This is a genomic window from Fortiea contorta PCC 7126, from assembly GCF_000332295.1.
Classification (GTDB): domain Bacteria; phylum Cyanobacteriota; class Cyanobacteriia; order Cyanobacteriales; family Nostocaceae; genus Fortiea; species Fortiea contorta.
On sequence record NZ_KB235930.1, the window covers coordinates 2,500,375 to 2,525,445 of the forward strand.

Annotated in this window: 29 protein-coding genes; 14 read left to right on the plus strand and 15 right to left on the minus strand. The window is 43.9% G+C overall.

The window, feature by feature from the left end:
* Positions 1-1,011 (plus strand): ATP-binding SpoIIE family protein phosphatase, encoded by a 1,011-nt coding sequence (locus MIC7126_RS0111505; protein ID WP_017653294.1) that lies wholly within the window; start codon positions 1-3, stop codon positions 1,009-1,011.
* Between the two features lie 179 nt (positions 1,012-1,190).
* Here the strand turns inward: MIC7126_RS0111505 and MIC7126_RS0111510 are convergent, their stop codons facing one another.
* A complete protein-coding gene (locus tag MIC7126_RS0111510; protein WP_017653295.1) occupies positions 1,191-1,487 on the minus strand; it encodes a DUF3288 family protein in 297 nt (98 codons plus the stop codon).
* 234 nt (positions 1,488-1,721) lie between these two features.
* Here MIC7126_RS0111510 and MIC7126_RS0111515 point away from each other — a divergent pair, with 234 nt between their 5' ends.
* Positions 1,722-4,160: an ATP-dependent Clp protease ATP-binding subunit gene (locus MIC7126_RS0111515; protein WP_017653296.1), complete on the plus strand. Its 2,439-nt coding sequence runs from the start codon at positions 1,722-1,724 to the stop codon at positions 4,158-4,160.
* Between the two features lie 159 nt (positions 4,161-4,319).
* Here the strand turns inward: MIC7126_RS0111515 and MIC7126_RS0111520 are convergent, their stop codons facing one another.
* Positions 4,320-5,408 carry an AI-2E family transporter gene (locus tag MIC7126_RS0111520; protein ID WP_017653297.1) on the minus strand — a complete coding sequence of 363 codons (1,089 nt, stop codon included), beginning with the start codon at positions 5,406-5,408 and terminating at the stop codon, positions 4,320-4,322.
* 32 nt (positions 5,409-5,440) lie between these two features.
* The gene (locus MIC7126_RS0111525; protein ID WP_017653298.1) at positions 5,441-7,072 is read right to left on the minus strand and encodes a DUF655 domain-containing protein; all 1,632 of its coding nucleotides are present in this window, start codon (positions 7,070-7,072) and stop codon (positions 5,441-5,443) included.
* A gap of 156 nt (positions 7,073-7,228) precedes the next feature.
* Here MIC7126_RS0111525 and MIC7126_RS0111530 point away from each other — a divergent pair, with 156 nt between their 5' ends.
* The 4 genes from MIC7126_RS0111530 to MIC7126_RS0111545 all read left to right on the plus strand — a co-directional run bounded on the left by MIC7126_RS0111530 (position 7,229) and on the right by MIC7126_RS0111545 (position 9,880).
* Entirely contained in the window at positions 7,229-8,374 is a 1,146-nt protein-coding gene (locus tag MIC7126_RS0111530) for a cysteine desulfurase family protein (protein WP_017653299.1), read from the plus strand.
* A 79-nt stretch (positions 8,375-8,453) separates the two neighbouring features.
* Positions 8,454-8,681: an antitoxin gene (locus MIC7126_RS0111535; RefSeq protein WP_017653300.1), complete on the plus strand. Its 228-nt coding sequence runs from the start codon at positions 8,454-8,456 to the stop codon at positions 8,679-8,681.
* Positions 8,682-9,083 carry a type II toxin-antitoxin system tRNA(fMet)-specific endonuclease VapC gene (gene vapC, locus MIC7126_RS0111540; protein ID WP_017653301.1) on the plus strand — a complete coding sequence of 134 codons (402 nt, stop codon included), beginning with the start codon at positions 8,682-8,684 and terminating at the stop codon, positions 9,081-9,083.
* A gap of 65 nt (positions 9,084-9,148) precedes the next feature.
* Positions 9,149-9,880, plus strand: coding sequence for a DUF1995 family protein (locus MIC7126_RS0111545; protein WP_017653302.1), 732 nt, complete (start codon positions 9,149-9,151; stop codon positions 9,878-9,880).
* 52 nt (positions 9,881-9,932) lie between these two features.
* Here MIC7126_RS0111545 and MIC7126_RS0111550 read toward each other — a convergent pair whose 3' ends face one another.
* From MIC7126_RS0111550 to MIC7126_RS0111560, 3 genes are all read right to left on the minus strand, one after another.
* Complete coding sequence (locus MIC7126_RS0111550; protein ID WP_017653303.1) at positions 9,933-10,844, minus strand: HEAT repeat domain-containing protein; 912 nt, start codon at positions 10,842-10,844, stop codon at positions 9,933-9,935.
* 34 nt (positions 10,845-10,878) lie between these two features.
* Positions 10,879-11,118 carry a hypothetical protein gene (locus MIC7126_RS0111555; RefSeq protein ID WP_026100191.1) on the minus strand — a complete coding sequence of 80 codons (240 nt, stop codon included), beginning with the start codon at positions 11,116-11,118 and terminating at the stop codon, positions 10,879-10,881.
* Between the two features lie 144 nt (positions 11,119-11,262).
* On the minus strand, positions 11,263-11,640 hold the full coding sequence (locus MIC7126_RS0111560) for a nuclear transport factor 2 family protein (RefSeq protein WP_017653305.1): 378 nt from the start codon (positions 11,638-11,640) through the stop codon (positions 11,263-11,265).
* Positions 11,641-12,481: 841 nt separating this feature from the next.
* On the opposite strand from MIC7126_RS0111560, the gene MIC7126_RS0111565 reads away from it, so the two are divergent.
* The 3 genes from MIC7126_RS0111565 (at position 12,482) to MIC7126_RS0111575 (ending at position 14,896) form a co-directional block, all read left to right on the plus strand.
* Complete coding sequence (locus MIC7126_RS0111565) at positions 12,482-13,003, plus strand: phycocyanin subunit beta (protein ID WP_017653306.1); 522 nt, start codon at positions 12,482-12,484, stop codon at positions 13,001-13,003.
* A gap of 97 nt (positions 13,004-13,100) precedes the next feature.
* A complete protein-coding gene (gene cpcA / locus MIC7126_RS0111570) occupies positions 13,101-13,592 on the plus strand; it encodes a phycocyanin subunit alpha (protein ID WP_017653307.1) in 492 nt (163 codons plus the stop codon).
* Between the two features lie 437 nt (positions 13,593-14,029).
* Entirely contained in the window at positions 14,030-14,896 is an 867-nt protein-coding gene (locus tag MIC7126_RS0111575) for a phycobilisome linker polypeptide (RefSeq protein ID WP_017653308.1), read from the plus strand.
* A 100-nt stretch (positions 14,897-14,996) separates the two neighbouring features.
* Here MIC7126_RS0111575 and MIC7126_RS0111580 read toward each other — a convergent pair whose 3' ends face one another.
* The 4 genes from MIC7126_RS0111580 to MIC7126_RS0111595 all read right to left on the minus strand — a co-directional run bounded on the left by MIC7126_RS0111580 (position 14,997) and on the right by MIC7126_RS0111595 (position 18,017).
* On the minus strand, positions 14,997-15,815 hold the full coding sequence (locus MIC7126_RS0111580; protein WP_017653309.1) for a HEAT repeat domain-containing protein: 819 nt from the start codon (positions 15,813-15,815) through the stop codon (positions 14,997-14,999).
* A gap of 60 nt (positions 15,816-15,875) precedes the next feature.
* The gene (locus tag MIC7126_RS0111585) at positions 15,876-16,703 is read right to left on the minus strand and encodes a HEAT repeat domain-containing protein (protein WP_017653310.1); all 828 of its coding nucleotides are present in this window, start codon (positions 16,701-16,703) and stop codon (positions 15,876-15,878) included.
* A 210-nt stretch (positions 16,704-16,913) separates the two neighbouring features.
* The gene (gene cpcA / locus MIC7126_RS0111590; RefSeq protein ID WP_017653311.1) at positions 16,914-17,402 is read right to left on the minus strand and encodes a phycocyanin subunit alpha; all 489 of its coding nucleotides are present in this window, start codon (positions 17,400-17,402) and stop codon (positions 16,914-16,916) included.
* Positions 17,403-17,498: 96 nt separating this feature from the next.
* Entirely contained in the window at positions 17,499-18,017 is a 519-nt protein-coding gene (locus MIC7126_RS0111595; protein WP_017653312.1) for a phycocyanin subunit beta, read from the minus strand.
* Positions 18,018-18,535: 518 nt separating this feature from the next.
* On the opposite strand from MIC7126_RS0111595, the gene MIC7126_RS32435 reads away from it, so the two are divergent.
* On the plus strand, positions 18,536-19,063 hold the full coding sequence (locus MIC7126_RS32435; RefSeq protein ID WP_420795555.1) for a hypothetical protein: 528 nt from the start codon (positions 18,536-18,538) through the stop codon (positions 19,061-19,063).
* Here MIC7126_RS32435 and MIC7126_RS0111610 read toward each other — a convergent pair.
* The 3 genes from MIC7126_RS0111610 to MIC7126_RS0111620 form a co-directional block, all read right to left on the minus strand.
* Positions 19,046-19,792 (minus strand): phycoerythrobilin:ferredoxin oxidoreductase, encoded by a 747-nt coding sequence (locus tag MIC7126_RS0111610; RefSeq protein WP_017653315.1) that lies wholly within the window; start codon positions 19,790-19,792, stop codon positions 19,046-19,048. The two genes, MIC7126_RS32435 and MIC7126_RS0111610, sit on opposite strands and share 18 nt — an antisense overlap.
* Positions 19,793-19,993: 201 nt before the next feature.
* A complete protein-coding gene (locus MIC7126_RS0111615; protein WP_017653316.1) occupies positions 19,994-20,728 on the minus strand; it encodes a 15,16-dihydrobiliverdin:ferredoxin oxidoreductase in 735 nt (244 codons plus the stop codon).
* Positions 20,729-20,957: 229 nt separating this feature from the next.
* Positions 20,958-21,557, minus strand: coding sequence for a phycobiliprotein lyase (locus tag MIC7126_RS0111620; RefSeq protein WP_017653317.1), 600 nt, complete (start codon positions 21,555-21,557; stop codon positions 20,958-20,960).
* A gap of 76 nt (positions 21,558-21,633) precedes the next feature.
* Here MIC7126_RS0111620 and MIC7126_RS0111625 point away from each other — a divergent pair, with 76 nt between their 5' ends.
* Entirely contained in the window at positions 21,634-22,452 is an 819-nt protein-coding gene (locus MIC7126_RS0111625; RefSeq protein ID WP_017653318.1) for a pentapeptide repeat-containing protein, read from the plus strand.
* Here the strand turns inward: MIC7126_RS0111625 and MIC7126_RS0111630 are convergent.
* Both MIC7126_RS0111630 and MIC7126_RS0111635 read right to left on the minus strand, forming a co-directional pair.
* Complete coding sequence (locus MIC7126_RS0111630; protein WP_017653319.1) at positions 22,442-22,648, minus strand: hypothetical protein; 207 nt, start codon at positions 22,646-22,648, stop codon at positions 22,442-22,444. The two genes, MIC7126_RS0111625 and MIC7126_RS0111630, sit on opposite strands and share 11 nt — an antisense overlap.
* A 218-nt stretch (positions 22,649-22,866) precedes the next feature.
* Positions 22,867-23,526 carry a HEAT repeat domain-containing protein gene (locus tag MIC7126_RS0111635; protein WP_017653320.1) on the minus strand — a complete coding sequence of 220 codons (660 nt, stop codon included), beginning with the start codon at positions 23,524-23,526 and terminating at the stop codon, positions 22,867-22,869.
* A gap of 109 nt (positions 23,527-23,635) precedes the next feature.
* Between MIC7126_RS0111635 and MIC7126_RS0111640 the strand changes: the two genes are divergently transcribed.
* From MIC7126_RS0111640 to vapC (MIC7126_RS0111650), 3 genes are all read left to right on the plus strand, one after another.
* A complete protein-coding gene (locus MIC7126_RS0111640; RefSeq protein ID WP_026100192.1) occupies positions 23,636-24,217 on the plus strand; it encodes a globin family protein in 582 nt (193 codons plus the stop codon).
* 182 nt (positions 24,218-24,399) lie between these two features.
* Positions 24,400-24,654: a hypothetical protein gene (locus tag MIC7126_RS0111645; RefSeq protein ID WP_017653322.1), complete on the plus strand. Its 255-nt coding sequence runs from the start codon at positions 24,400-24,402 to the stop codon at positions 24,652-24,654.
* Positions 24,651-25,058 carry a type II toxin-antitoxin system tRNA(fMet)-specific endonuclease VapC gene (vapC, locus tag MIC7126_RS0111650; RefSeq protein WP_017653323.1) on the plus strand — a complete coding sequence of 136 codons (408 nt, stop codon included), beginning with the start codon at positions 24,651-24,653 and terminating at the stop codon, positions 25,056-25,058. Before MIC7126_RS0111645 ends, vapC (MIC7126_RS0111650) begins: the two co-directional genes overlap by 4 nt.
* The last annotated feature ends 13 nt before the right edge of the window (positions 25,059-25,071 follow it).

Sequence of the window (25,071 nt, forward strand, 5' to 3'; positions counted from 1 at the left end):
ATGCAAGAATCTATTGCGATCGCAATTACTGAATCCAGCCAGACTGGTGAAGCTCGACGGGTCGCGATCGCTCTTGCAACTCGGCTTGGTTTTCAAGAAACTGAAAGGGGTAAAGTTGGTATCGTGGTGACAGAGATCGCCAGCAATTTGATCCAGCACGGCCATGGTGGCGTGTTATTGCTCAGAGCGATCCAGCATCATTCAGTTGTCGGTATTGAGATTTTATCCCTAGATAAAGGACGAGGAATGGTTGATGTGGATGAGTGTTTGCAAGATGGCTTTTCCACAGCCGGAACTTTAGGTCATGGACTGGGTGCAATTCGTCGCCTCTCTAATTTATTTGAAATCTACTCCATTCCTAACCAAGGGACGGCACTCCTCGTTCACTTCTGGTCAAACTCGATACCCCAGCCACCTGAAAATGCTTTAGAAATTGGGATAGTCTGTTTGCCCAAAATAGGGGAGAATGTCTCTGGAGATGCCTGGGCTTATAAAGTTGACCATCACCGTAGTCTGTTGCTAGTGGCCGATGGCTTAGGGCATGGGCCTGCAGCTGCGAGTGCTGCGTTAGCAGCCGTGAAAATCTTTCAAGAAGATGATCACCGTTCTCCTGGTGCGATTATCGAGGCCGCACACGCCGCCTTGCGAAGTACACGCGGAGCAGTCCTCGCCATTGCGGAAATCGATTTTGAACAAGAATGCTTGCGCTTTGCTGGTATCGGTAACATTGCTGCTAGCATGATCTCTTTTACCGAAGACCAAAGTCTGCTATCTTATAACGGCACGGTAGGTCATGAAATTCGCAAAATTAAAGAGTTTACCTATCCCTGGGTTGCTAACAGACTTTTAATTATGCATTCTGACGGATTAGACACTAAATGGCGGCTTGATCGCTATCCAGGTTTGAGTCAAAACCACCCCAGCCTGATTGCAGGTGTATTATACCGAGATTTTAACCGAGAGCGAGACGATGTGACGGTTTTAGTAGCTAAGGAAATAATTCGTAATTAAAGATTTAAGATACAGGGTGTGTGGCGCCGGGTGACAGTACAACGTAATAAATTTAGCTTTTAGTCCCGACGATACAACTTTGGCTGTAGCGTCGGGATGACAAAACTGCGAAACTAATCTATGGCAGCAAGTATTTTTTCAATTTCCCGCAGGGAATTACCAATGACAAATCACCGCAGCTAATTCCAATCTTGTTCTTCTTTTTTTCCCCGACTTTGATAAATTCCGCCCACGTCGTGTAACTGACGAGTTTTTGCAAATAATTCGGCTTCGCTCAAACTCCACTGCTGTAAGACTTTATCTAAATCTTTTTGAATGTCTCTGGCGCCGGGAAAGCCTTGATAGCGAATTCGTAATCTGGCGAGTTCTGCCAAATTATAGTCCGTCGCCTCTTGAGCTAGTAGAATATCAATAAAGGGGCGATCGCGGTTGTAGAGGGGATGTTGTTGGTCTTTACTTCCGGATGATTCTGTCATTTTTAATACCTTTTATCAAATTGGGGACGAGTTAATAGTTAAGAGTGAAGAATCTCTCCATTTCCCCATTATCAGCTAACGACGGCAACCACACCCTCACGCTTACGGCTCTCACTACTGCCATTCAACTTTAAATAAAGATACATTGTCCTTATAGAAAATACAAAAAACTTTAGATAAGGGTGAGATTGTTTCTCACTCCAATTCCAAGCAGCAAGGGAGCAGGAACCCGCTATGTTTGAACACTTTACTTCCGAAGCAATTAAAGTAATTATGCTCGCTCAGGAGGAGGCTCGTCGCCTGGGACACAATTTTGTAGGAACCGAGCAAATTCTCCTGGGCTTGATGGGAGAAGGAACTGGGGTTGCTGCTAAGGTGCTGTCCGAATTGGGCGTAACTCTTAAAGACGCGCGTCGGGAAGTAGAAAAAATTATTGGTAGAGGTTCTGGCTTTGTACCACCAGAAATTCCTTTCACCCCCAAGGTCAAAAACCTGTTTGAGCAATCGTTTAAAGAAGCCAACAGCTTAGGGCACAACTACATTAACACCGAACACATACTTTTGGGCTTGAGCGAAGCTGGTGAAGGTGTCGCCGCTAAAGTTTTGCAGAATCTGGGAGTTGACCTCAGAACCCTACGCAGTGCGGTGATTCGCCGTTTGGGTGAAGACACAACTGTTACCGCTGGTGGTGGTCAAAGACGTACCCAAAATCTTAGTTTAGAAGAATTTGGCAGAAATTTAACCAAAATGGCGCAAGAAGGCAGGCTTGACCCGGTGGTTGGTCGCCAGCAAGAAATTGAGCGCGCTATCCAAATTCTTGGTCGTCGCACAAAGAATAACCCCGTGTTGATTGGTGAACCAGGGGTGGGGAAAACAGCGATCGCCGAAGGTCTTGCCCAGCGTATTATTAACCAAGATGTGCCAGAAGTTTTGCTAGACAAGCAAGTTATCAGTCTCGATATGGGCTTGGTGGTGGCTGGAACTCGCTTCCGGGGCGATTTTGAAGAACGCCTGAAAAAAATCATGGATGAAATCCGCTCTGTGGGTAACATCATCCTGGTAATTGATGAAGTTCATACCCTGGTTGGCGCTGGTGGGACAGAAGGTGGTTTGGATGCAGCGAATATCCTCAAGCCAGCTTTGGCGCGGGGCGAACTTCAATGCATCGGTGCGACTACTTTAGATGAGTACCGCCAACACATCGAACGAGATGCAGCTTTGGAACGGCGCTTCCAGCCGATTTTGGTAGGAGAACCCTCTGTTGCTGAAACAGTACAAATTCTCTACGGTTTGCGCGGTGCTTATGAACAGCACCACAAAGTCCAGATTTCCGATGCTGCGGTAGTCGCTGCGGCTGAATTGTCAGACCGCTATATTAGCGATCGCTTTTTACCAGATAAAGCCATAGACTTAATTGATGAGGCTGGTTCCCGCGTCCGCTTACGCAACTCGCAAATTTCCGCCAACAAAGAACTCAAGCGCGAGTTAGCCGCCGTCATCAAAGCCAAAAACGACGCCGTGAGAATCCAGGATTTTGACAAAGCTACCCAGTTACGTGACCAGGAATTGCAACTCACAGCCCAGTTACACCCTGACTCACAAAATGTCAATATTCCCGTTGTCGATGAGGAAGACATCGCCCAAATCGTCGCCTCTTGGACAGGAGTTCCCGTCAACAAGCTCACCGAATCAGAATCAGAGTTACTGTTGCATTTGGAAGACACCCTGCATCAACGCCTTATCGGTCAAGAACAAGCAGTTACCGCTGTCTCCCGCGCCATTCGTAGAGCGAGAGTCGGGTTAAAGAACCCCAATCGTCCTATCGCTAGCTTCATTTTCTCCGGTCCCACAGGTGTTGGGAAAACAGAACTAGCCAAAGCCTTAGCCGCTTACTTCTTCGGTGCGGAAGATTCCATGATTCGCTTGGATATGTCTGAATACATGGAAAGCCACACCGTATCCAAGCTGATTGGTTCACCACCAGGTTATGTAGGCTACGACGAAGGGGGACAACTCACAGAAGCTGTACGCCGCAAACCCTACACAGTGCTGCTATTCGACGAAATCGAAAAAGCGCACCCCGATGTATTTAATATGCTGTTGCAGCTGTTAGATGACGGTCATCTTACTGATGCTAAAGGTCGCAAGGTAGACTTCAAGAACACCTTGATTATTTTGACCTCTAACATTGGTTCTAAGGTGATTGAAAAAGGAGGTAGTGGTTTAGGCTTTGAATTTGACAACCAAGCTGAAGCTAGTTACAACCGCATCCGCTCTTTGGTGAATGAAGAACTCAAAGCTTACTTCCGTCCAGAGTTCCTCAACCGTCTTGATGATATTATTGTCTTCACTCAACTTTCTAAGGATGAAGTCAAGCAAATCGCCGAGATTATGTTAAATGATGTTGCTAGCCGCTTGACAGAAAGGGGAATCACTCTAGAAGTTGCGGAGAGCTTCAAAGAGCGCGTAGTCCAAGAAGGTTATGACCCCAGTTACGGAGCTAGACCATTACGTCGCGCGATTATGCGCCTGTTGGAAGACTCCCTTGCCGAAGCATTACTGGCTGGTAAGATTAGCAATGGTGATAGAGCGATCGTCGATGTTGATGACGATGGTCAGGTGAGAGTACAAAAGTCAGAAAAAAGAGAGTTACTCTTGGCAAATATTGGCTAATATTTATACCATGACACTTTTCGTGTAAGATGTGAGATCCAATCCATCTTCTACCTCACGTAGGAATACAGGAGAGGATAGCTACTAACAAACATGAAGTGAAATGGCACTCTATATTTTCCACCCTAGTAGAAATACTGGGGTGTTTTTTTGTCTGAGTTACTCTTCGGCTAACAATTGTGTGACTTCTTGTGCGACGACGGTATCAGGATATTCAGCAACAGCAGCAAAACCCTCGACCGCATCTTTAATCACACCAGCTATGGGTACAGCAATTAGCAACCCTAGTAATCCACCGATGTAGGTTCCGATTAACAGAGAAATGATTACCCATATAGGTCTAATGCCTGTAATTTTACCTAAAATCCGGGGAGCGATCGCTTGATCGATTAATTGGTCAATAATCACCGCTGCTACGAAAATCTTCACAGCTAACCAAAAGTCATGGGTAGCGAGGATGAAAATAATAACTATCAAGCTAATAACATCACCAAAAGGAATTAAGCTCAAAAGCCCTACACCTAAACCAAAGAGTAAAGCGAAATGAACTTGGAAGGCTAAAAACATCAATGTTTGTGAAACTCCCATCAGTAAAGCCAAACTAACTTGACCAATTAAATAATTTTGAAAATTTTGCTGAATAGATTTGCTTACTTGTAGACTCAAGCGCCATGGTAGCTTTTGCGATATTAATTCCCAAATTTTTGCCCCATCTAATAATAAATAAAAAGTTAATACTACAGTAACTAATCCTTCAGAAATGCTGTCGATTGTATCGATAACTACGCTGAAAATTTTATCTGAAAAATATTCAAATTCATTAGGTAAGCGATTGGTGATTTGTGTGAATATTTCCCCAAAATTGACTTTTAATCCGTAATTTGACGCCCAATTATTAAAAATATGTATTTCTTTGACGCTAGAATCAATCCACTGGGGTAGCAGTTTAGCCATTTCCTGAAATTGCTCGAGAATAATTGGCAAAACAACAATACCCAAAGCCAACAAAACCACCAGACTGAAGATGAAAACTAATGCTACTGCATAATTACGTTTAAATCCGCGCTTTTCTAAACCGGAGACAGGGTAGTTTAAAATAAATGCGAATAAAGCTGCTAAAACCAGAATTGTTACCAAAGGTTGGAAATAGTGAAACAGTTTAAATACTAGCCAGCCGTTGAGAAAAATTGCTGGAAACAGCAGCGTTAAAATTAACCATTTCAACAGTTGATTCAGGGGTATATTCATCATCAATATCTATGGCAGCACCAACTATAATACTACCAGACTAAGTAATCTATCCATTTGGTAGTCATTTTCGCACTCACTCCAGGAACTCGTTCTAAATCTTGTAGAGATGTAAATTTTTGCTGCTGACGGATAAGAATTATCTTTCGCGCTAACTTTTTTCCTACTCCGGGAAGTGTTTCTAATTCTGCTAGTGTTGCTGTGTTAATATTTAGCGGTTTAATTATTTGATTATCATACTTTGTAGGATTTTTTATCTGGGGACACTGTTCTTTTTTTGTTGTAATTTTACTTTCTATCTTTGGTGGTAAGCCTAATTTCACGGTAGAATAAAGCCGAGCAAACTCGCGTACATAATGAGCGGCTACTACAGGATTTTTAATAACTATCGCTGTCTCATCATTACCTAAATTGGCTGCATCTGACCAATTATGTGACCCGGTGATAACTGTTTCTTGATCAATGACAGCAAATTTATGATGTAGTAAATCGCCTTTGGGTAAGGTAGGTACACCCACCGTAGTAATCGGATTTTGCCAAGGCTGATTATCTACTTCGTGTTGACATTTATCGCTCAAAGCCACCCCCATCATATCCAAAGCTTCGCTATAATGACGATAGGCAAATTGTGGCTCAATTAAAGCCCGAATTACTACATTTTGTTGATGCCGATTTTCTAAAATATTAGCAAGTCGTTGCTCAGAAAATACAAATAATGCCATATCAATAGATTTGGTACTAGACTCTAAAGTTTTACCAATTAAGCCATTACTGCTTTTAGTCCACGGTTGAGTTGGAGATGTCGGCGAAAACTGAATAGTGATTAAGTTGTCGCCTAAAGTAATGGTTTTGGGTAAACGCAGCGGTTTTTTCACACCAAATCGACTATCGGGCTTTCCTTTAGGGCCATCACCCCACATAATATTAAATTCTTCTGTGAATAAAGATGCTAATTCTGGACTGTCAATTTGTAATAAATTATTGGCATTACCTAAGCTACTATAATTGTTAAAATCGCCAAAAATATCACTAAATGTGAAATTTGCCGACGTAATAATTACAAATCTATTATCGACAACTACAAATTTATGATGCATTAAACTACTACCATCTGAGCCATCTGCAGTATCATCTAACCAAGGTACTTTCGCTTGTTGGATAATAGCTAAAGCATCTTTTTGATGAATTTCCTCTTGACTAATTTGATTATCTTTATTAATATCTACAAATTTAAAAAAATCCTGATAACGCTCCCGTTCCCTCGGCTGTAGTTTACTTATTTCCTGAGGAGAAAAACTACTCCAAGGGCGACTATAGGAATTTTCTAAAATGATTCTTATTTTTACTCCGGCTTTGTGTTTAGCGGCGATCGCTTGAGCAATTCCCGGTAAACGTAATTCTTGCACGGCTATATCAATTGTTGATTTAGCTGAATAAATAGCATCAATAATTGACTGTTCTAAATTGTCTCCCTGACGAATTTGTTGACGATAAGGTTCAGAAAATTCGACAGATGCAGTATGGTTAAATTTAACTTGAATAAACGGGTCTTGTGGTAAATTTACCGAACGGCGATGATCAGATTTAACCACTTGACATGCGCTGAGGGGAAATATCAGTACAAAGATATAAAAAAAATACTTATAGATAGGAGTAAGTTGCACGGGAATCTGCTACAAATAAATTCAGAGTGAACACATTTATAGTTCCCCGAATAACCCCTATAGATGGGTGCATCATAAATGTGAAACTACGCAAATTTTGTCAGCAAAAATATCAGCAGCTTATTAACAGGTTGGGTTATTACCAAGATTGATTGTATGCAAATATATTTAGATTACAGTGCTACCACTCCCCCGCGCCCAGAAGCGATCGCCGCTATGCAAACAGTCTTAACTCAACAATGGGGTAATCCTTCTAGTGTGCATGAATGGGGAAACCGAGCTGCAACAATTGTCGAACAAGCTAGAACACAAGTAGCGGGATTAATTAACGCCCCAGTTCCTGAATCAATTATTTTTACTTCTGGTGGTACGGAAGCAGATAATCTAGCGATTATGGGTGTGGCGAGGTGGTATACTGCACCCCAACACATGATTATTTCTAGTATTGAACACTCAGCAATTGCGGAACCAGTGCGGTTGTTGGAAAGGTGGGGTTGGGAAGTGACCCGCTTGGGTGTGGATGTCAAAGGTAGGGTCAACTCCCTCGATTTAAAAGCTGCATTGCAAGATAATACAGTATTAGTTTCCGTAATTTACGGTCAGAGTGAAATTGGTACAGTCCAACCGATCGCTGAGTTAGGAAATATTGCCCGCACACATGGGGTTTTGTTTCATACAGATGCAGTACAAGCTGCAGGCAGATTACCAATTGATGTGCAAGTATTACCTGTAGATTTACTGAGTCTATCTAGTCATAAATTATATGGTCTGCAAGGTGCAGGCGCGCTATATGTGCGTCCTGGTGTAGAGTTGTTACCTTTATTGGGTGGTGGTGGACAAGAAATGGGGTTACGTTCTGGTACCCAAGCCACACCGATAATTGCTGCATTTGGCGTCGCAGCAGCATTAGCAGCCCAAGAACTAGCGCAGGAAACACCCCGGTTAATAAAGTTACGCGATCGCTTATTCACGCACTTAGCCGATATTCCCGGTTTAATTCCCACAGGCGATTTAGAACACCGTCTACCCCACCACGTCAGTCTGTGCTTAGAATCCGCCGATGGTGAGAAACTCAGCGGTAAAACTCTCGTGCGACAAATGAACCTAGCAGGTATCGGTATCAGCGCCGGCTCTGCTTGTCATAGTGGTAAACTTAGTCCCAGTCCCATACTTTTAGCTATGGGCTATGCTGAGAAAGCCGCCTTGGGGGGAATTCGCCTAACTCTGGGGCGCGACACCACCGCTGCTGATGTTGACTGGGTAGCGATGGTGTTGAAGCAAGTTTTGCAGCGGTTGATCTAATTTTAGATTTGGTTTTTTGGGAGAATTTCCAACCGTCACTGCCTGCTATTTTAATTATTTCCTTGAGAATCTCGAAATCATGAACATCGCCAAACTCGCTACTGAAGGTACTCGCCAGATCGTCATTTTACCAGAAGATTTTCAACTTACTGGGAATGAAGTTTATATTAAAAAAGTTGGTAACGCCATTGTTCTCATTGCCAAAGATAACCCCTGGCAATCGCTTATTGATAGTCTGGACAATTTCTCCGACGATTTCATGACTACCAGAGATCAGCCAATTGCAGACACCAGAGAGAACTTTTAAATGCAATATCTGCTTGATACCAACATCTGTATTTATCTCATCAAGCAAAAACCTCAAAAAGTGTTAGATAAATTTAAAACATTGACTATCTCTGATGTCGGTATTTCTGCTATTACTGTTGCCGAACTCGAATACGGAGTCGCAAAAAGCCAACAAAAAGAGAAGAACCGCGCCGCTTTAGAGCAATTTATACTAACCCTTGAAGTTGTGGAATTCAATCAAGTATCTGCGACAATTTACGGTAGTATCAGAAGCGATCTAGAAAAAAAAGGATTGATAATTGGCGCGATGGATATGCTAATTGCTGCTCAGGCACTGAGCTTGGGCATGATACTTGTTACTAATAATGTCCGAGAATTTTCTCGTATTCCTATGCTCTCATTAGAAAATTGGGTTGAATAACAACTGCTGAAAATCAGAGCCAATACTGAAACAATGGAAATAGAATCTCAAGCACGATACAAACTATGGCTGAACTTCCTAAAAATCTTGAAGAGGCGATCGCTCAATCTCGCACCGCTACCCAAGCTGCTTTAGCAGATGGCTACACACGCTTACAGGTTGAATTTTTGTTCCCCGAACTCAAACCCATCTCCGTTGCAGAACAATATATACCCCTGTTTGCAGATTATGAATCCCGCCTCAAGGTGTTCTTTGCTGATGCGGGAGCTGCGGCTTTAGCTAGGCGCGATTGGGACGTACCATTTACCATTTCCGATGTCGGTACAGGGAGAGCGACTACTGTCGGGGCGAAAATCCAGCCAGAAGAGGAAATTTTCTTATTTATCGCCCCCACGGCTGTTGAGGTATCTCAGCTAGAAAAGCTTTGTGCAGAAATCGGCGATCGCCCCGCAATTTTTCTCAATCCCCGTCTAGAAGATTCCGGGGTTGTGGGAATTGGTTACGCAGCTAGACAAGTTCGTCAGCGTTTTATTAATACCATTGAAAGCTGCTATTACTTACGCCCAGTAGATGACCAAACTGCTGTGTTCCGCTGTTATCCTGGCTTGTGGGAAGTTTGGGTAGAAAGTAACGACGAGTATCAAAAAATTGCTGAATTACCTAAAAGACCTTCAGGAGATGAGTTGGATTTAATCCTTGCACAAGGACAATCGCCAACCGGAACAGACACAGCACCCGCCAAAAAACCTAGTGTATTCAAGAGTTTACAAAGGTTTATTAAGGCATTGAGTAGTTAGGTACGTCCTGAATGTAGGCGATCGCTAGATGTAGGACGAGTGAACTTTGATGTTACCAATCATCACTTTCAGACTGGCGTTCAATTTGGGCGATCGCTAATTTAGCTAAAATTCGCACTACTTCTTGTTGGTCATTCAGCACTGCTTGTAACGGTGTCAATGCAGAGCGATCGCCAGTTTTCCCCAAGGAATTGATCGCCGCTTTCCTCACGTCTAAATCAGCATCTTGAATCGCCAGAATTAAATGGGGTACGGATGGTGGATAGTTCACCTGTCCCAATGCGGCTGCTGCTTCTGTGCGAATTAGCGCTTCTGGATCAGTTAAAGCCGCAACCAGCAAGTTACAAGACTTTTCATCAGATTGCTCTTGCGCCACATGACCAAGAGCGCCAATCACAGCACATCTCACATCCAAAGAAGCAGCATTCAAAGCTTTGTATAAATAGTCTGCGGCTTCCGAACCAATAAACGCCAGCGCCCAAGCTGCGTGACCTTTAATATCTTCAGGATGCTCATTTGATGCCAAAATTTCCAGCAAAGCTGGTACCGCTGCTTCTCCAGTTCTCGCCAACGCACCAGCAGATGAACTTCTGACTACAGTATCTTCATCATTGAGAAAAGCATGAAGCAAGTCTGGTACTGCTCTAGCATCAGAGATAATTGTCAGTGTTTTCGCCGCCGCTCGCCGCACAACTACATTAGAATGATTTGCTAGCGCCTCGACAAGGAATGGCGTTGCGGCTTCACCAATTTCGCCCAAAGTTTCAGCGAACCGCAAGCGCACCAATCCCCGTGGATCTCCCAACCCTTCCACCAATTGTTTGAGGGTTTTTTCATCTGTGTTGTCGAAGGTTTCTAGGGTAATCTGCTCGTTCACCCTCTGCACCAAATCATCATTTTCAGCTTGAATTTGCAGTATTGGATCATCCACTGCTGGAGTTTCGGAGTTGAGAGAGTGACTCATCACAAATTTCCTATCGCCGTTGTTGTTAAATAATTTAGTTACCACCTGTCAGGGTGGACTGCTGCTGACGGAGTGCTTCTAGAGTACCGTCAATCTGCATGAGCTGCGGTTCTAGGCTAGCCAGTGCTTGTGCTTTCATGATTTTAGCGCGCTGTGCCATTGACAAAGTATCGTTAACTAAGCGTTCCCGATATTTTTCTAACTCAGCAATCATCTCTGTCAGTTCTTCAGGGGTAGTTTGCTCGCTGGAGGTGAGTTCTGGAGTATCACTCATATTTGTAAATGAGATTTTTAAAAGACTATGTTCGATTTTCTCAGATCCAGTCACCAACGCACAAACCTTTTCTATAGTATGGGGCATGGGGTATGGTTTTTTCTGAGTCTTTCGCCTTGACTGCACTCAGAGCAAGTAATTCTTTCAATCAATGTCACCAAAATACTCTCGAATTCCAGAAATTTTATCGTCTTTGATATCGAAGGAAATGAGGTTGCGACCTTGAAAAGGCTGGTTACGAACAGTTCCTTGGCTGGTAAACTCAAATGTGACGGTGACTGCATTGCTGGTCACTTGGTCGGGGGAACTCAAGACCAGGCGATCGCCACGTGAACTCCGCGCCTGTAATCTAGCCATAATCTGCTGTTTACCCTCATATTCAAAAGTTTTGTTTCGCTGTTTGCCCACCGGTAGCCAGAACACCACATCATCTGTCAGCATCTCCATAAATAGCTGAAAGTTTGCCGTCGCCCATCCCTGAGCATAATACTCAAATGCTTGTTGGGCGGTATGAGTTTGCATACCTTTTATTTGCCTTCCTTGTTATAGCAGTTGGCGTGTGGATGAAATATACCCATTTAATACTAGTTGCAGCAACTAGAGACAATTCTAGAGGCTTGTAGATTCGCCGTCATTCCTGGAATCAGACTCTATAAACTCCCACAAATAGGGAGGATTTCCATATCTTCTCCAGACTTGACAAAAAGCCTTGTATCAACTTCTGATAATTTTATGACAATTTGTAAAGCATTCTCGAAAAAATGTAATTACAAATTCTTTTTTTTAGTGCTCATCACCACATTTTATAACTAAAAATGTTGTTTCATCTGCAAATATCGAGATATATGTAATTAGATGAAACTCACAATAAAAATATTTTTATTTTATTTGTTTGATTATAAAAAATGACTATTTTGCTTCAAATTATTTAACAGCAAGGCTTACAGAGAATAAAAATACTAACAATTATATTCAAAATGCTAATTAAATATCACCACAATTTCTTAAATAAAATAATAATAACTCAGGCTTAATCAACATAAAATATTTTCTCAACATTTCTTAGCAAAAAAACTATTTGAGCCCTTTATACTGGGTACATAAGTTGTAAGGGTAGGAAGTAAAACAAAGTAAATGAATCTCTAGAAGTTGAGTTTTCATGGCTGTTGTTATTAATTAACAAGCCTTTTCTCAACGTCAAAGTCTGGTCATTTTTCCATTAACATGACCGTCTGAAAAATCAGATTTAGGCTTTTCTAGACACGATTATCTGCTGAAAAAAGCTGCAAACTGAAGTTTTCAATTCCTCAATAAAACCCTCATCAATAATTCCCAATTCATCAAAATTTAGGAAATTCAAACTATGGTTCAGGACGCTTTTTCCAAAGTTGTATCCCAAGCTGACGCACGAGGAGAATACCTCAGTGATAATCAATTAGATGCTCTACTCAATTTAGTGAGAGAAGGTAACAAGCGCGTCGATGTTGTTAACCGGATTTCTAGCAATGCATCTGCAATTGTGGCTAACGCAGCTCGTTCCTTATTCGCTGAACAACCTCAACTAATTTCTCCTGGTGGAAACGCTTACACAAGCCGTCGTGCTGCTGCTTGTGTGCGAGATTTAGAAATTATTCTGCGCTATGTTACCTACGCGATTTTTGCGGGTGATGCTAGTGTTCTCGATGACCGTGCGCTCAATGGATTGCGAGAAACATATCTAGCTTTGGGTACTCCTGGCCCTTCCGTTGCGGTTGGTATTCTCAAGCTGAAAGAAGCTTCCATCGCCATTGCTAATGACCCCAACGGTATTACTCGCGGTGATTGTAACGCTCTCATAGCCGAAGTTGCATCTTATTTTGATCGCGCAGCAGCAGCGGTTGCTTAAAGCATTATCACACATTCTCTTAGACCTCTTGCATTTGTGCTTTTGCCAGAAGTCTATACAACCAATTTTTTGTCAAAGAAATTAGGAGAATTCTTCCATGACTAAAACTCCGTTAACTGAAGCGGTTGTAGCTGCTGATTCCCAAGGTCGTTTTTTAGGTAGCACCGAAATCCAAGTTGCATTTGGTCGCTTCCGTCAAGCATCCGTCAGCTTAGAAGCAGCAAAAACACTCTCTAGAAAAGCGTCTAGTCTTGCTGAAGGTGCTGCTGGTGCTGTGTATCAAAAGTTTCCTTATACCACCAGCACATCTGGCCCTAACTACGCTTCTACTCAAGTTGGGAAAGAAAAGTGCGTGCGTGATATTGGCTATTATCTGCGGATCATCACTTACGGGTTAGTTGTGGGTGGTACTGGCCCAATCGATGATTATTTGATTGGTGGTTTGGCGGAAATCAACCGTACCTTTGAACTATCTCCTAGCTGGTACATTGAAGCTCTCAAACATATCAAAGCCAATCATGGTTTAACTGGTGATCCTGCTGTTGAGGCTAACTCCTACATTGATTATGTAATCAATGCTCTCAGCTAGTACAAGTTGTACCTATTTCACAAGCTTTTCAGTTTTGTGTAACACGGGTAGGAAAATAATTTGGTAATTGTACAGTCGTGATGTGTAGTACTACCGAATGATTTTTGGCAGTTTGTTATCCTGTTTCACAAAAACTGAATGTTAAGTTTGCAACCGTAAAAAGTTGCAATTTTGCAAAAGCGTCAAGCATTTGTGTAGTAAGTTGGGAAAATTTTCAACCTTGACTTAATCATGTGTGAGTAGTCAATTTACACTGACTTTAATACTTGTGTTGTCAACGCGGATAATTTTTCCTCTTACTATACAAGGCTTTTCTTAATAGCAAAAAATTTTTTAGCTGTAATTACAGACATTTCCATAGTAACGATAACCAATAAATATCGTCACCAGTTATCTTGATTTCCGTCCCCTACATAAAATCTGGAATAGATAAAATTATGGCCCCATTAACAGCAGCAGGCCGATTGGGAATTCTGCCGTTTACAGATAAAGCAAAAACTGAATTACGCTTTGTAAAAATAGTAGAAGAAGTACAATTAGTTATTTGGAGCGCATATCGCCAAGTTTTAGGAAATGAGTATTTGTTTGCGAGTGAGCGGCTCTCCAGTGCAGAATCTCTCTTGCATCAGTCGCAAATTACAGTCAAAGATTTTGTGCGGGCGATCGCCCAATCAGAATTGTATCGCCGAAAGTTTTTTTATTCCAACTCACAAGTCCGCTTTATTGAACTGAATTATAAGCATTTACTCGGTCGTGCGCCCTACGATGAGTCAGAAATTGCTTACCACGCAGATATCTATAATTCTCAAGGTTATGAAGCCGAGATAGATTCTTATATTAATTCTCTCGAATATCAACAAAGTTTTGGGGATAACATAGTACCTTATTATCGCGGCTTTAAAACTACAGTCGGACAAAAAACCGTTGGGTTTCCCCATTTCTTTCAGTTGTATCGCGGTTATGCCAATAGCGATCGCTCTCAAATTCTCGGTCAATCGGCGCGTTTGGGGACTGATTTGGCAAAAAATAGTGTCTCAACTGTGATTGCTCCTGCAGGTAGCAACAGTGGCTTTGCTTATCGTCCTTCACCCAGAGGAGAAACCCCCAGCACCACGTTTCAAGGTTCGTCAGCCTTCGGTGAAGGGCGACTTTATCGTGTGGAAGTAGCCAGTATTTCTCAACCGGGTTATCCCAAGGTTCGCCGCGTCAACCAAGCAGTGATTATCCCCTACGAAGAACTATCTAATTATTTTCAACAAGTCCAGCGTCGCAATGGCAAAATTGCCAGCATTACTCCACTCTAGAAGCTAAGGACAAGGACGCGGAGAAATTATTAATACCAAATACTCCATGACAAACTTTTCTGGCGTTGCATAAATTCGTCCCGATTTATGCAATGCCAGTTTATTTATCTGTGTCTGGAGCGATCGCTACTACCAATTCTCGATAGCGCCGGGGGTCGCCTTCTGCAAACACCAAACGCTCTTGGTCTTTGCGCCCATACAAACCTTCCATAATTCTTTGCCAGTCCATCGAAGATAGGGGCGAGAGGCGATCGCTGATTTGAGGCTCAAGGGTGGTTGTTTGCGCTTGTAGCTGCTGCTGGGCCATCCAAACGCGGGCGCGCACTGCCCAACTTTCATCATCGACAGCCATGTGCTCAAACTGTGACTGAATTTGCGATCGCCATTCTGGATACTTAGCACTCACAGCAGCAGCCAGGGATTCTAAACCCACGACGGCTGAATAGCGCACCACCCACTCTTCATCCTGTTGAGCCACAAATAACAGCGCATCCATCGCTTCAGCTTGGGCGATTTCCAAGAGATCATCTGGGAACCAGTGCCACTTCATCATTCCTAATCCTCTAGCGGCTGCGCGACGGACGCTGAGGGCAAAATCTGCGGTAGCTGCTCCCAATAGAGTCAATAACCCCCTTGGATCACCGATACCGGCTAGGGCGCGGATTGCCCAAGCTCTGGCGGTATAGTTATGTAAATCTAATTGCTCCAAAAGAGCCGGAACTGCGGGTTCGCCAATTTTGATTAGCCCTTCCACAGATGCTACTGCAGCTCCTGGATTGTTGTAGCTCAAAGCGGCAATCAAGGTAGGAATGGCTCCTTCTAATTCGGCTGCTGCGAGGTTTTTGACAGCTTCTTGTAAAAGAAGAGAAGAATCTGCCTCTTCTACAGCCCGGATGAGGGAGGAAAGGTGATCGGTCATGGCATGGTGGGGAGGTGTGATTGCTACCTTATATTTTAGTGATATTTTAATGTTTCACTGCTACAATAATTCGTCCATCAATGTCATGACTTTGATTGCCCCTGGGGATAAGTCGCCTGGTGGGGTTTGTTGTAATTGCTTTTCTAGTAAACCTTTGAGGGAAATGAGTTTGAGGCTATTTTCTGCGAGGGTTTGGGCGATCGCCTCGGCGGCTGGTAAATACCCGATTGCTCCTAAGTCTGACAATACTGCTCGCCTTAACTGTAAATCGTCGTTAGCTAGTGCTCTGACTAAGCGATCGCCATACTGACTAGCTCTTTGCGTTTCCGGGGTTAGCTGATACATCGCCCGCGCCGCTGCATACTGAATTCGCGGGATGAAGTGGTCTAAAAATGGTTGAATCACAGGGATTGCAGCCGTTGCTCCTAAGCTTCCCAATGCTTCGATAATTGCATCGAAGGGTTGAGCAAGATATGGTGGTTCTGGTGCTCTGAGAGTGCCGGCAATTTGATTATTGAGTAACTCGATCAGCCTGGCTACACAGGACGTATCTTTGAGCATTTCTAAAGATTGGGCTGCAGCTTCTCTGACATAGAAATCAGAGCATTCTAGTGCTTGAATTAATGCTGGTACTGCCCGATTTTCTCCTAGTTTACCTAATGCTCTGGCTGCATTTCGTCGCAGGGGATAACCGCCAGCATTGGTGCGATCGTCTTCGTCTGTCAAGGCGGTGATTAATACATCCACGGCTTCTGGCACATCTATCCGAAACCGCCCTAACCACCAAGCCGCGTAAACTCGCAATCCCAAATCTTCACCTTGGAGATTAGCGATCGCCTGCTCTACTGTTAGATGGTTATCGTCTTGGATACTAATCTCATTTTCCATAGAAAATTTGCAGATATGAAACTAATCGAATACTTTTTGTCAACAATAATAAACTGATAAATCTATATATTAATAATTCGGCGTTGCTGAATGTAGAGACAAACGGTTGTTCGTCCTCCTGTTGTTCGCTAAAAACAACAATACCCGAAGAGATTAACAATCACTAACCTTTGTCAGTCATTGCTTACCTCTCCGGGTAAAATCGTCCTACTAGCTTAATGCGTTGATCGCATAGTCGAGGTAGGAGTTAGCTTCAACAGCAGGATCACCACTCAAACCGTGGTTAGCTTTGATATATTTCAAAGCTTCTACATACCAGCTAGGAGACAAATCAAAGGTCCGGTTGATTTCAGCAATACCACCGATGAGGTAATCATCGATTGGGCCTGTACCACCTACAACTAGGCAATATGTAACCATGCGGAGGTAGTAGCCGATGTCACGAACGCACTTGTCTTTGCCGGTTTGAGTAGAAGCAAAGTTAGGGCCTGAGGTGCTGGTGGTGTAAGGGTATTTGCTGTACACAGCACTAGCTGCACCAGAAGCCAAGCTGGAAGCTTTATCGCTTAAAGCTTTAGCTGCTTCTATGCTTGCTTTAGCTTGACGGAAACGACCAAAGGCGGTTTGAATTTCGGTGGAGCTGAGAAAGCGTCCTTGAGAATCAGCAGCAGCTACTGCTTCGGTTAGAGGGGTTTTCATGTCAGAGTTTCTCCCAATATTCTTGTTTTATGAAATAGCTTGTAGCAATCTTTTCAGCTATCTAGGGCTGATCAAATCAATCGGTTAAATCGTTGGTTATCCAACCGCAGAAGCTGCTTTGTCAAAATAGCCAGCTACTTCAGCAATTAAGCTACCGCAATCACCTCTGGTAACACCGTTGGTGTCGTTAGCAATGGAGATGGCTGCATCTTTCATTTTTTGCACGCCAACTGCTACGGAAGAACCGGGAGTTCCTAAAGCTAAATAGGTTTCTCTTAAACCGTTGAGGCAGCGATCATCAAGGATGCTAGCATCGCCAGCGAAGATTGCGTAGGTGATGTAGCGCAAAATGATTTCCATATCGCGCAGACAAGCAGCCATACGACGGCTGGTGTAAGCGTTACCACCAGGAGCAATCAATTGGGGTTGTTCTGCAAACAAGGAGCGAGCTGCATTGGCAACAATTGTTGAGGAGTTGCTGGTAATGCGGTTCACAACATCCATACGCTTGTTACCATCAGCAACCATAGCGCTGAGGGCATCTAGTTGAGAAGAACTGAGATATTCGCCTCTGGCGTCAGCTTGGGAAACTACTTTTGCAAATGCGTCTAACATGTGACTTGATTTCCTAATGTTTTAAGTTGCGTAAGGACAATTAGGTCAAAAGAAAGTTCGGTTCGCTCAGGCATTTTTGCTGCCTGCACAGCCGAGAAATCATAAAATAGCGCCTGGAGTTTTGTGTTTCCTGATTTTCCCTGAGAGGAAGGTCGGGAAACTGTCACAGTTCTTAACTATCTTAAGGAAGTGACTCGTCAGACAGACAAAACTTGTAACACCTGTCTTGTCTCTATATTTTGTTTATACTATGTCGTTGGATCGTTATTTGTTACAAATTATCAACGACTTTTTACAATTGTCGGAAAACTTCATCCCGCTACAGACCGAGCCAAATATCCCAAAAGCTTGTGTATCGGTCTTCCTAGGGACTGATTGTGAGGTTGGACAGGGCAGTAAAAAATAGCTGAACAGTAAAGTAAAGAAATATTACAAATCTAAATTTTTTTGCATTGGAGATGGGGAGGTGTGGGAGGTGTGGGAGGTGTGGGGAGATGGGGAGATGGGGAGATGGGGAGATGGGGAGATGGGGAGGTGTGGGGAGATGGGGAGATGGGGAGATGGGGAGATGGGGAGATGGGGAGATGGGGAGATGGGGATTAAAGTTTGAGCCTTTGAGGCTGAAGCGTGAGCCTTTGAGGCTGAAGTTTGAGCCTTTAAACCTCAAGTGTGAGCCTTTGAGGCTGAAGTTTGAGCCTTTGAACCTCAAGTGTGAGCCTTTGAGGCTAAAGTTTGAGCCTTTGAGGCTGAAGTTTGAGCCTTTTAGCCTCAAGCGTCAGCCTTTTAGCCTCAAGCGTCAGCCTTTGAACCTCAAGTGTGAGCCTTTTAGCCTCAAGCGTGAGCCTTTGAACCTCAACACTCCCACACTCCCCACACTCCCCACACCTCCCACACTCCCCACACTCCCCACACTCCCCACACCTCCCATACTCCCCACACTCCCCACACCTCCCATACTCCCCACACTCCCCACACTCCCCACACCTCCCATACTCCCCACACTCCCCACACTCCCCACACTCCAACATTTACACGGTTGCGGCTAATTTCCGTTCTAAGTCGAACAAGAAGCCGTGGATATATTCCTCTGTCCATTCGGCACCATAAAAACGGGTGAACATTCCCCGCGCTGGGTCTTTTTCTGCGCGGTAACGGAGATAGCGCAGTTGAGCTTGTTCAATCTCGGCTTGGCGGTGGGGGTCGGTGACGGGTTCTGCTTGGCTGACAAAATCTAGGTAAGCTTGGAGATATGCTTTAAAAGCTGCAAACACATGGGTTTCTACCGCTTCTGTTTCTTGGGGTCGCGTCCAGAGAAAGGCGGGAGAGAAAAAGGGTTGAGCTTCTGCAGGAAAATCGCCCCCCCAGGGCAAATGTTGTTGATATTCTTGAAATATGGGCAATATCGGCTGAGTATATTTCTGTTGATATTCCGAGTTATCCCGAAATAGCGGTTGCATATCCAGGGCGATGAGGTGTCCACCCGGTAATGTGACTAAATCTGCTCCGAAGAAAGGTAAGTCATAGTTCAGGTGTGGGAAGATCACAAAATTTAACACTTGCAAAGACTTACCCCCCTGGACATGGGCGGCTCTGATTTGCCGCAGTTTTGGCGATTGATAACCATAGCTAGTTGTCAAAACTTCTTCTTGATGCTTACCTTTACCTACGGTTGCTTGCTTGGACTCAAAACCTGCGGGAATCGGGTAAGGCTGTAATTGTAGACGTGTTTGCAAAAGCGCGATCGCATAATCTAAAAATGGTTGATAAAGAGTCATAGTTAATTGGGGGATGAAGTCTGTAGACGCGGAGCGGCTTGCCGCAGGCTAGGATGAAGTCTGTAGACGCGGAGCGGCTTGCCGCAGGCTAGGATGAAGTCTGAAATATGAAAATACCCCACCTGTGAAACGATGGAGCATGAATTAGAAAAAACTTAATTTGTTTTGTGCATTGGGGCTGGTGCTAATTCTTAATGCCAATTATTTTTTGGCTGCTTGCGCCGCTAAAGGTACAGCATCCTCGAACAAAAATTCATGCAAAAATCGTTCTGACCATTCATGACCAAAATAGCTACTGAACAAACCGGATGCTGGATCACGGTCGGCGCTGTATTGGTCGTAGTCTTTCTGGGCTTTGACAATCCGTTGAATATCTGACTGGTCACTTAAGGGTGTAGCTATTGCTAACATCTGCCAGTACAGATTTAAATAATCTTGGAATGCCTCAAACACCCGCGTTTTTACAGTTTCGGCATCAGTTTTAGCAAACAACAAATATTTAGAGAAGTACTGATTAGCGTCATAAAATTTCATTTCCAGGTCTTGCGCTAAATCTGGATACTGCTCGTGCAATCCTTGTAAAGGCTGGATATATTTTTTCAGGTAAGCTTCGTCCTGAAATAAAGGTTGGAAATCCATGACAATCAGATTTTTCACCTGACCGAAAGACAGAAAGTCGATGCCGAGTAAGGGTAAGTCATAGTGGTGACTGGGATAAATCACACTATTGAGAATCTGAGCACTTGGGCCTGCGTCAATGTATGTGTAGCGAATTTTGCGGAATTCAGCGCATTGATAGCACCAGCTTTGAATTGTCGCTGGGTTTCGGCCGCGATCGCTCACCTGATACTCTAATCCTGAAGGTATGGGGCGACTCTCTAACGTAAACCGTTGCAAAAGCGATTGTTCCAAATGCTCAAGAAAGCGTTTGTACATAAATATTTATAGACTTTTATCGACTAATCTGTCTTGCTATCTGAGAATACGGGATTACTCTACAATTCGTCTCAAATAAGTTAAATAATGTAACGTTCCTTAACGCAAGCAACTGAAGGAAGGATGAAGGATGAAACTAAATGCTAATAATCTAAAATTCTACACACGGACGATAAAATATCTTCCTCTAACCCCTAACCCCTAACCCCTAACCCCTAACCCCTAACCCCTAACCCCTAACCCCTAAGGAAGCTCTAGATAAATTGTGTTGCACCATTTCGGCTAAATTCGCTTCTGTTAAGTAGCGCCGTTCTGAGCAATAAGTCATTAAATATACACCACTCAACATCCTGACTGTGCTGACGCGCACGCGAAAGTCATCGGTCATGAACCAGCAGCGTTCTTGTCCTTGGTTGCTTTCATATTCGGTGTCAATTGTTAAAATGCCATCTTGACCAAACCAGTAGCGGCTAACTACGGGAATCTTTTCTACATAGCCCTGGTTGCGGAGCAATTTACCCGATCGCCCTGTATCATCATCAGGGACATCAATTAACACAGCAGCTTGATCGGGATTGGGTTCTTGGTCTTTGTCGTGTTCTTGCCACATAAAGCTAGCACCTCCGGTGGCGCTTGCTGGATCAATACCTTGGGGTTCGCAGATTGCTTTCACTCTGGGGTCATCAAAAGCGATCGCGCCCACATAAAGTTTTGATTCTCCCGACTGATCCGCTACCGTATCAAAGTGATGCACTGTGCGCTGAGTAAACCATACACCTTCACTCTTGCGGAAAAATTCCCTCATGGTCATCGGTGGTACAAAAGCCATAAATTATCCTCCAAACCTCTCATGATTGTAGATACATCGCGGTACAATACCCTAAATGTTCTCATGATTCTCACCCATGATTAGCAGGGAGACTTACAAGACCCCCCAGGATGTTTTGGCTGTGCTCAAAGCAGGACTGGCTCTAACTCAGAAAGATTTATACCAATTCAACTTCAGCGGTTTCGATTTGCAGGGAGCTTCGTTGAATCGAGCTATTTTGATTCGAGCTAATCTGTGCCAAGCCAACTTGAGAGCAGCGGATTTGAGTCAAGCTGATTTCCGGGGAGCAGATTTGAGCCAAGCTATTTTGCGGGATGCTAATTTACAGGGCGCTTGTTTGTATCGCGCGGATTTGAGCGGTGCAGATTTGCAAGGAGCGTTGTTAACAGATGCCAAGCTTTCAGGAGCGAGGTATGATAGTCAGACTATTTTTCCCGAAGGATTCGCTTACAAATCTTCTGGGGCGATCGGCCCTGGTGCTAATTTAAATGGTGCTCAGTTGAATACAGCTAACTTGCGATTTGCTGATTTGCAGAATGCAGGCTTGTTAGGAGCATATTTGGGAGGAGCAGATCTGACTGGTGCAAATCTTCAAGGCGCGCGGTTGAGTCAAGCAGACTTGAGAACAGCTTGGTTAACGGGAGCTTCTCTGCGTCGGGCGCGGTTGAATGGAGCTAATTTAGCCGGAGCAGATTTGCGCGCAGTAGATTTGACTGGTGTGGAGTTTGAGCAGTTGGAAAGCATTGCTGGTACAGATTTTAGCTATGTTCAGGGGCTGAGTGAAGAAATGCGATCGCTCCTCCTGAGCCAACCTCCAGTACAGCTAGACACTCTTCACCCCCTCACCCGTCGCACCACTCGCGCTAGCCTCGAAAATGTCCCCATCAAGATTTAATTGCAGTCCAATCTTTTTTTAACAATGCCAAAAAGGTGGCAATCCCTTTAGAAAACCCGGGAGGATCAGGTAAAACATACTGCGGGAACTCTTCATACGGTAGCCACTCCTCCGACGAATTATGCCGCAGATGTAAGACTCGATCAGTCCCTTCTAGTTTCCAGAGCATTTGTCCGCCGGTGGGAATTTCAGCCATATGTTTCTCCTAATTTTGCCAGTAAAAATACTCAATAATAGTCTACTCTCTCCCATTTTGCCAGTCTGGATATGAAATTATGTAAACATAACTACAAAATATCTGGACTTTAGCGTCAAATTCCTGTACAAGAGCATGGCTACATTATAGGTGTCTCGCACTGAATCGAACATGACTCAAAGGAGTATTTTTTCCTACGAATAACGAGGGCGAAGGCATTAAGGAATTAAATCTTCCATTGCCGCTCCCACTACGCGATGATTAATATCTTGCCTAAGTTGTGCCAAAGCTTTTTTAGCTGCGGGGTCAGCAAAATGTTTCAGCGCGTAAGCGACTCGGACGCGAATATAATCATACGGAGAATCTTTTGCTTGCAAAAGTCGGGACAGAGCAGGAGCAGACTGACGGGAAGCGGCTAACGCTCCCAACGCATCAATAGATGATTCCTGAACTGCAGCATCTTCTCCTTCTAGTCCCAAAAGACAAACTTCTAGCAGTTCTTCGGGACAATCCATTTCCACAAGGGCGGCTTGGATGCTGCGACGCACCAACCAGTGATCGTCACGTACAAATGTCTGCACCAGATGAGAGGCGGAAATTCTGCCAAACAATGATAGAGAGTTAGACGCTTCCGCCCGCACATTCGGTGTATTATCAAATTTGATGATTTGCAGCAGAGCTGCGAAAGATTCCGATGTTTTTTGTTTACCCAACTCTCTAGCAACGAAGGTTCGCACCAGAAACTCTGGGTCTTGGACATGGCGAGTGAGTAAAGGAACAGCAACTTCACAGGGATAATCTTGGAGAGCGGAGACGGCTTTGAGGCGGTATTGAAAATCCGAGTTTTGCAGTTCGGTTTCGATTTCGTGGAGTTCCATAATAGCGAACGGTAGACGTTTCTTATACTTTAGCTTGAACCAAAATTAGCCCCAAAACATGGGAAAATAGATTTTGTTTCCTGGTTTTGATGATTTATTTTTTAGGATCATGACACAGCCACCCCTGAGTACAACCGTGCGAGAATTGATCCAAAAAGCGCGGATTGTCAGTTTTGCCAATTGGCACAGTACCCACCCACCAGAGGCAATACAGCGATTCCAGGCGGCGGATGATCAGGGACGCTACCTCACCGACGAAGACTTACAGCAGATTCAGCAGATGGTATCTGCAAACACATCACTAATTTCTGTAACTCAAGAGTTGCGCGATCGCGTCGCGGAAATCGTAGACGAAGCCAGAACCCAGGTATTATCAACATTTCCCCACATCACCCAACCCGGCGGTGGACTTTATCCAGCAGCGAGAGCCGATGCTTGCTGGCGTGATTTTTGGCACTTCCTGCGCTGTATCACGTATGGTATCGCCGGACAGCACACCGATTACACCAGCGCTGAAGGATTGCACTACATGCAACTGCTGTATCAAGAATTGCAAGTGCCCTTAGATGCAATGGTGGTGGGTTTAGAAGGTATTAAGGCTGCCAGTTTACAGCGAGTAGCACCAGAACAGCAACAAACCCTTAGCCCCTATTTTGATCATTTAATTGAAAAATTAAAGCAGTTTTGCTAATTGTGACAGCGATCGCCTCCGATGGATCATAGCCCATCGCTACTGCATCTTCAAATTCTCAGGACTTCTGGACATTTCTCTAGGTCAATTGTCACTTTTCTCAGATGAGTTAGTTAAAGACTGATCAACGCCTGCTGCTGATGAAACTTTAAAATGAATCCAGTGGGTTGGAGAAAACAGCAATGCAAAGCATCAAGTTACGTTCTCATGTGGGGTCTGATGGCATTTTGCATTTAGAGATACCACTGGGGGTAACGGACAAAGAAATAGAAGTGATGGTAATTTATCAACAACTGGAACCATCAGCACCAGTGAAAACACCGGAAGATTTAGGCTGGCCAAACGGTTTTTTTGAACAGACCTACGGTATTTGTCAGAATGACCCGATTGTTATCGATTCTGAAGGGGATTTTGAGGTAAGGGAAGAAATACTGTGAGGTATTTATTAGATACCAATGTTTGCGCTCGTTTTCTCAATGGTAAGTCACCAACAATTCGAGAACGTTTACGCTCAACAAGTGTAGAAGATATTGCTGTCTGTTCGGTGGTAAAGGCAGAGTTATTTTATGGCGCAATGAAAAGCAATAATCCGCAGAGGACTTTAGCCCGACAGCAGCAGTTTCTCAACTTGTTTGTGTCTCTGCCATTTGATGATGTTACAGCCCTGACTTACGGTAGAATTCGTGCAGAATTAGCAGCAAGCGGTACTCCCATTGGCCCCAATGATTTACAGATTGCAGCGATCGCACTTGTGCATAATTTAATATTGGTCACTCACAATACATCTGAGTTTAATCGGGTGAATGGGTTACAAATTCAGGATTGGGAAGCAGTAGTTTAAGTTGTTATTTATA

Bases quoted from the DNA above. Each gene is read 5' to 3' on its own strand.
- MIC7126_RS0111595 (WP_017653312.1), bottom strand. From the start codon at position 18,017: ATGTTAGACGCATTTGCAAAAGTAGTTTCCCAAGCTGACGCCAGAGGC.
- MIC7126_RS0111645 (WP_017653322.1), top strand. From the start codon at position 24,400: ATGCAAAGCATCAAGTTACGTTCTCATGTGGGGTCTGATGGCATTTTG.
- MIC7126_RS0111510 (WP_017653295.1), bottom strand. From the start codon at position 1,487: ATGACAGAATCATCCGGAAGTAAAGACCAACAACATCCCCTCTACAAC.
- MIC7126_RS0111620 (WP_017653317.1), bottom strand. From the start codon at position 21,557: ATGGCTTTTGTACCACCGATGACCATGAGGGAATTTTTCCGCAAGAGT.
- MIC7126_RS0111555 (WP_026100191.1), bottom strand. From the start codon at position 11,118: ATGAGTGATACTCCAGAACTCACCTCCAGCGAGCAAACTACCCCTGAA.
- MIC7126_RS0111630 (WP_017653319.1), bottom strand. From the start codon at position 22,648: ATGGCTGAAATTCCCACCGGCGGACAAATGCTCTGGAAACTAGAAGGG.
- MIC7126_RS32435 (WP_420795555.1), top strand. From the start codon at position 18,536: ATGGGGAGATGGGGAGGTGTGGGGAGATGGGGAGATGGGGAGATGGGG.
- MIC7126_RS0111505 (WP_017653294.1), top strand. From the start codon at position 1: ATGCAAGAATCTATTGCGATCGCAATTACTGAATCCAGCCAGACTGGT.
- vapC (WP_017653301.1), top strand. From the start codon at position 8,682: ATGCAATATCTGCTTGATACCAACATCTGTATTTATCTCATCAAGCAA.
- cpcA (WP_017653307.1), top strand. From the start codon at position 13,101: ATGACTAAAACTCCGTTAACTGAAGCGGTTGTAGCTGCTGATTCCCAA.
- MIC7126_RS0111635 (WP_017653320.1), bottom strand. From the start codon at position 23,526: ATGGAACTCCACGAAATCGAAACCGAACTGCAAAACTCGGATTTTCAA.
- MIC7126_RS0111610 (WP_017653315.1), bottom strand. From the start codon at position 19,792: ATGACTCTTTATCAACCATTTTTAGATTATGCGATCGCGCTTTTGCAA.
- cpcA (WP_017653311.1), bottom strand. From the start codon at position 17,402: ATGAAAACCCCTCTAACCGAAGCAGTAGCTGCTGCTGATTCTCAAGGA.
- MIC7126_RS0111640 (WP_026100192.1), top strand. From the start codon at position 23,636: ATGACACAGCCACCCCTGAGTACAACCGTGCGAGAATTGATCCAAAAA.
- MIC7126_RS0111560 (WP_017653305.1), bottom strand. From the start codon at position 11,640: ATGCAAACTCATACCGCCCAACAAGCATTTGAGTATTATGCTCAGGGA.
- MIC7126_RS0111535 (WP_017653300.1), top strand. From the start codon at position 8,454: ATGAACATCGCCAAACTCGCTACTGAAGGTACTCGCCAGATCGTCATT.
- MIC7126_RS0111575 (WP_017653308.1), top strand. From the start codon at position 14,030: ATGGCCCCATTAACAGCAGCAGGCCGATTGGGAATTCTGCCGTTTACA.
- MIC7126_RS0111625 (WP_017653318.1), top strand. From the start codon at position 21,634: ATGATTAGCAGGGAGACTTACAAGACCCCCCAGGATGTTTTGGCTGTG.
- MIC7126_RS0111565 (WP_017653306.1), top strand. From the start codon at position 12,482: ATGGTTCAGGACGCTTTTTCCAAAGTTGTATCCCAAGCTGACGCACGA.
- MIC7126_RS0111580 (WP_017653309.1), bottom strand. From the start codon at position 15,815: ATGACCGATCACCTTTCCTCCCTCATCCGGGCTGTAGAAGAGGCAGAT.
- MIC7126_RS0111550 (WP_017653303.1), bottom strand. From the start codon at position 10,844: ATGAGTCACTCTCTCAACTCCGAAACTCCAGCAGTGGATGATCCAATA.
- MIC7126_RS0111545 (WP_017653302.1), top strand. From the start codon at position 9,149: ATGGCTGAACTTCCTAAAAATCTTGAAGAGGCGATCGCTCAATCTCGC.
- MIC7126_RS0111515 (WP_017653296.1), top strand. From the start codon at position 1,722: ATGTTTGAACACTTTACTTCCGAAGCAATTAAAGTAATTATGCTCGCT.
- MIC7126_RS0111615 (WP_017653316.1), bottom strand. From the start codon at position 20,728: ATGTACAAACGCTTTCTTGAGCATTTGGAACAATCGCTTTTGCAACGG.
- MIC7126_RS0111530 (WP_017653299.1), top strand. From the start codon at position 7,229: ATGCAAATATATTTAGATTACAGTGCTACCACTCCCCCGCGCCCAGAA.
- MIC7126_RS0111585 (WP_017653310.1), bottom strand. From the start codon at position 16,703: ATGGAAAATGAGATTAGTATCCAAGACGATAACCATCTAACAGTAGAG.
- MIC7126_RS0111520 (WP_017653297.1), bottom strand. From the start codon at position 5,408: ATGAATATACCCCTGAATCAACTGTTGAAATGGTTAATTTTAACGCTG.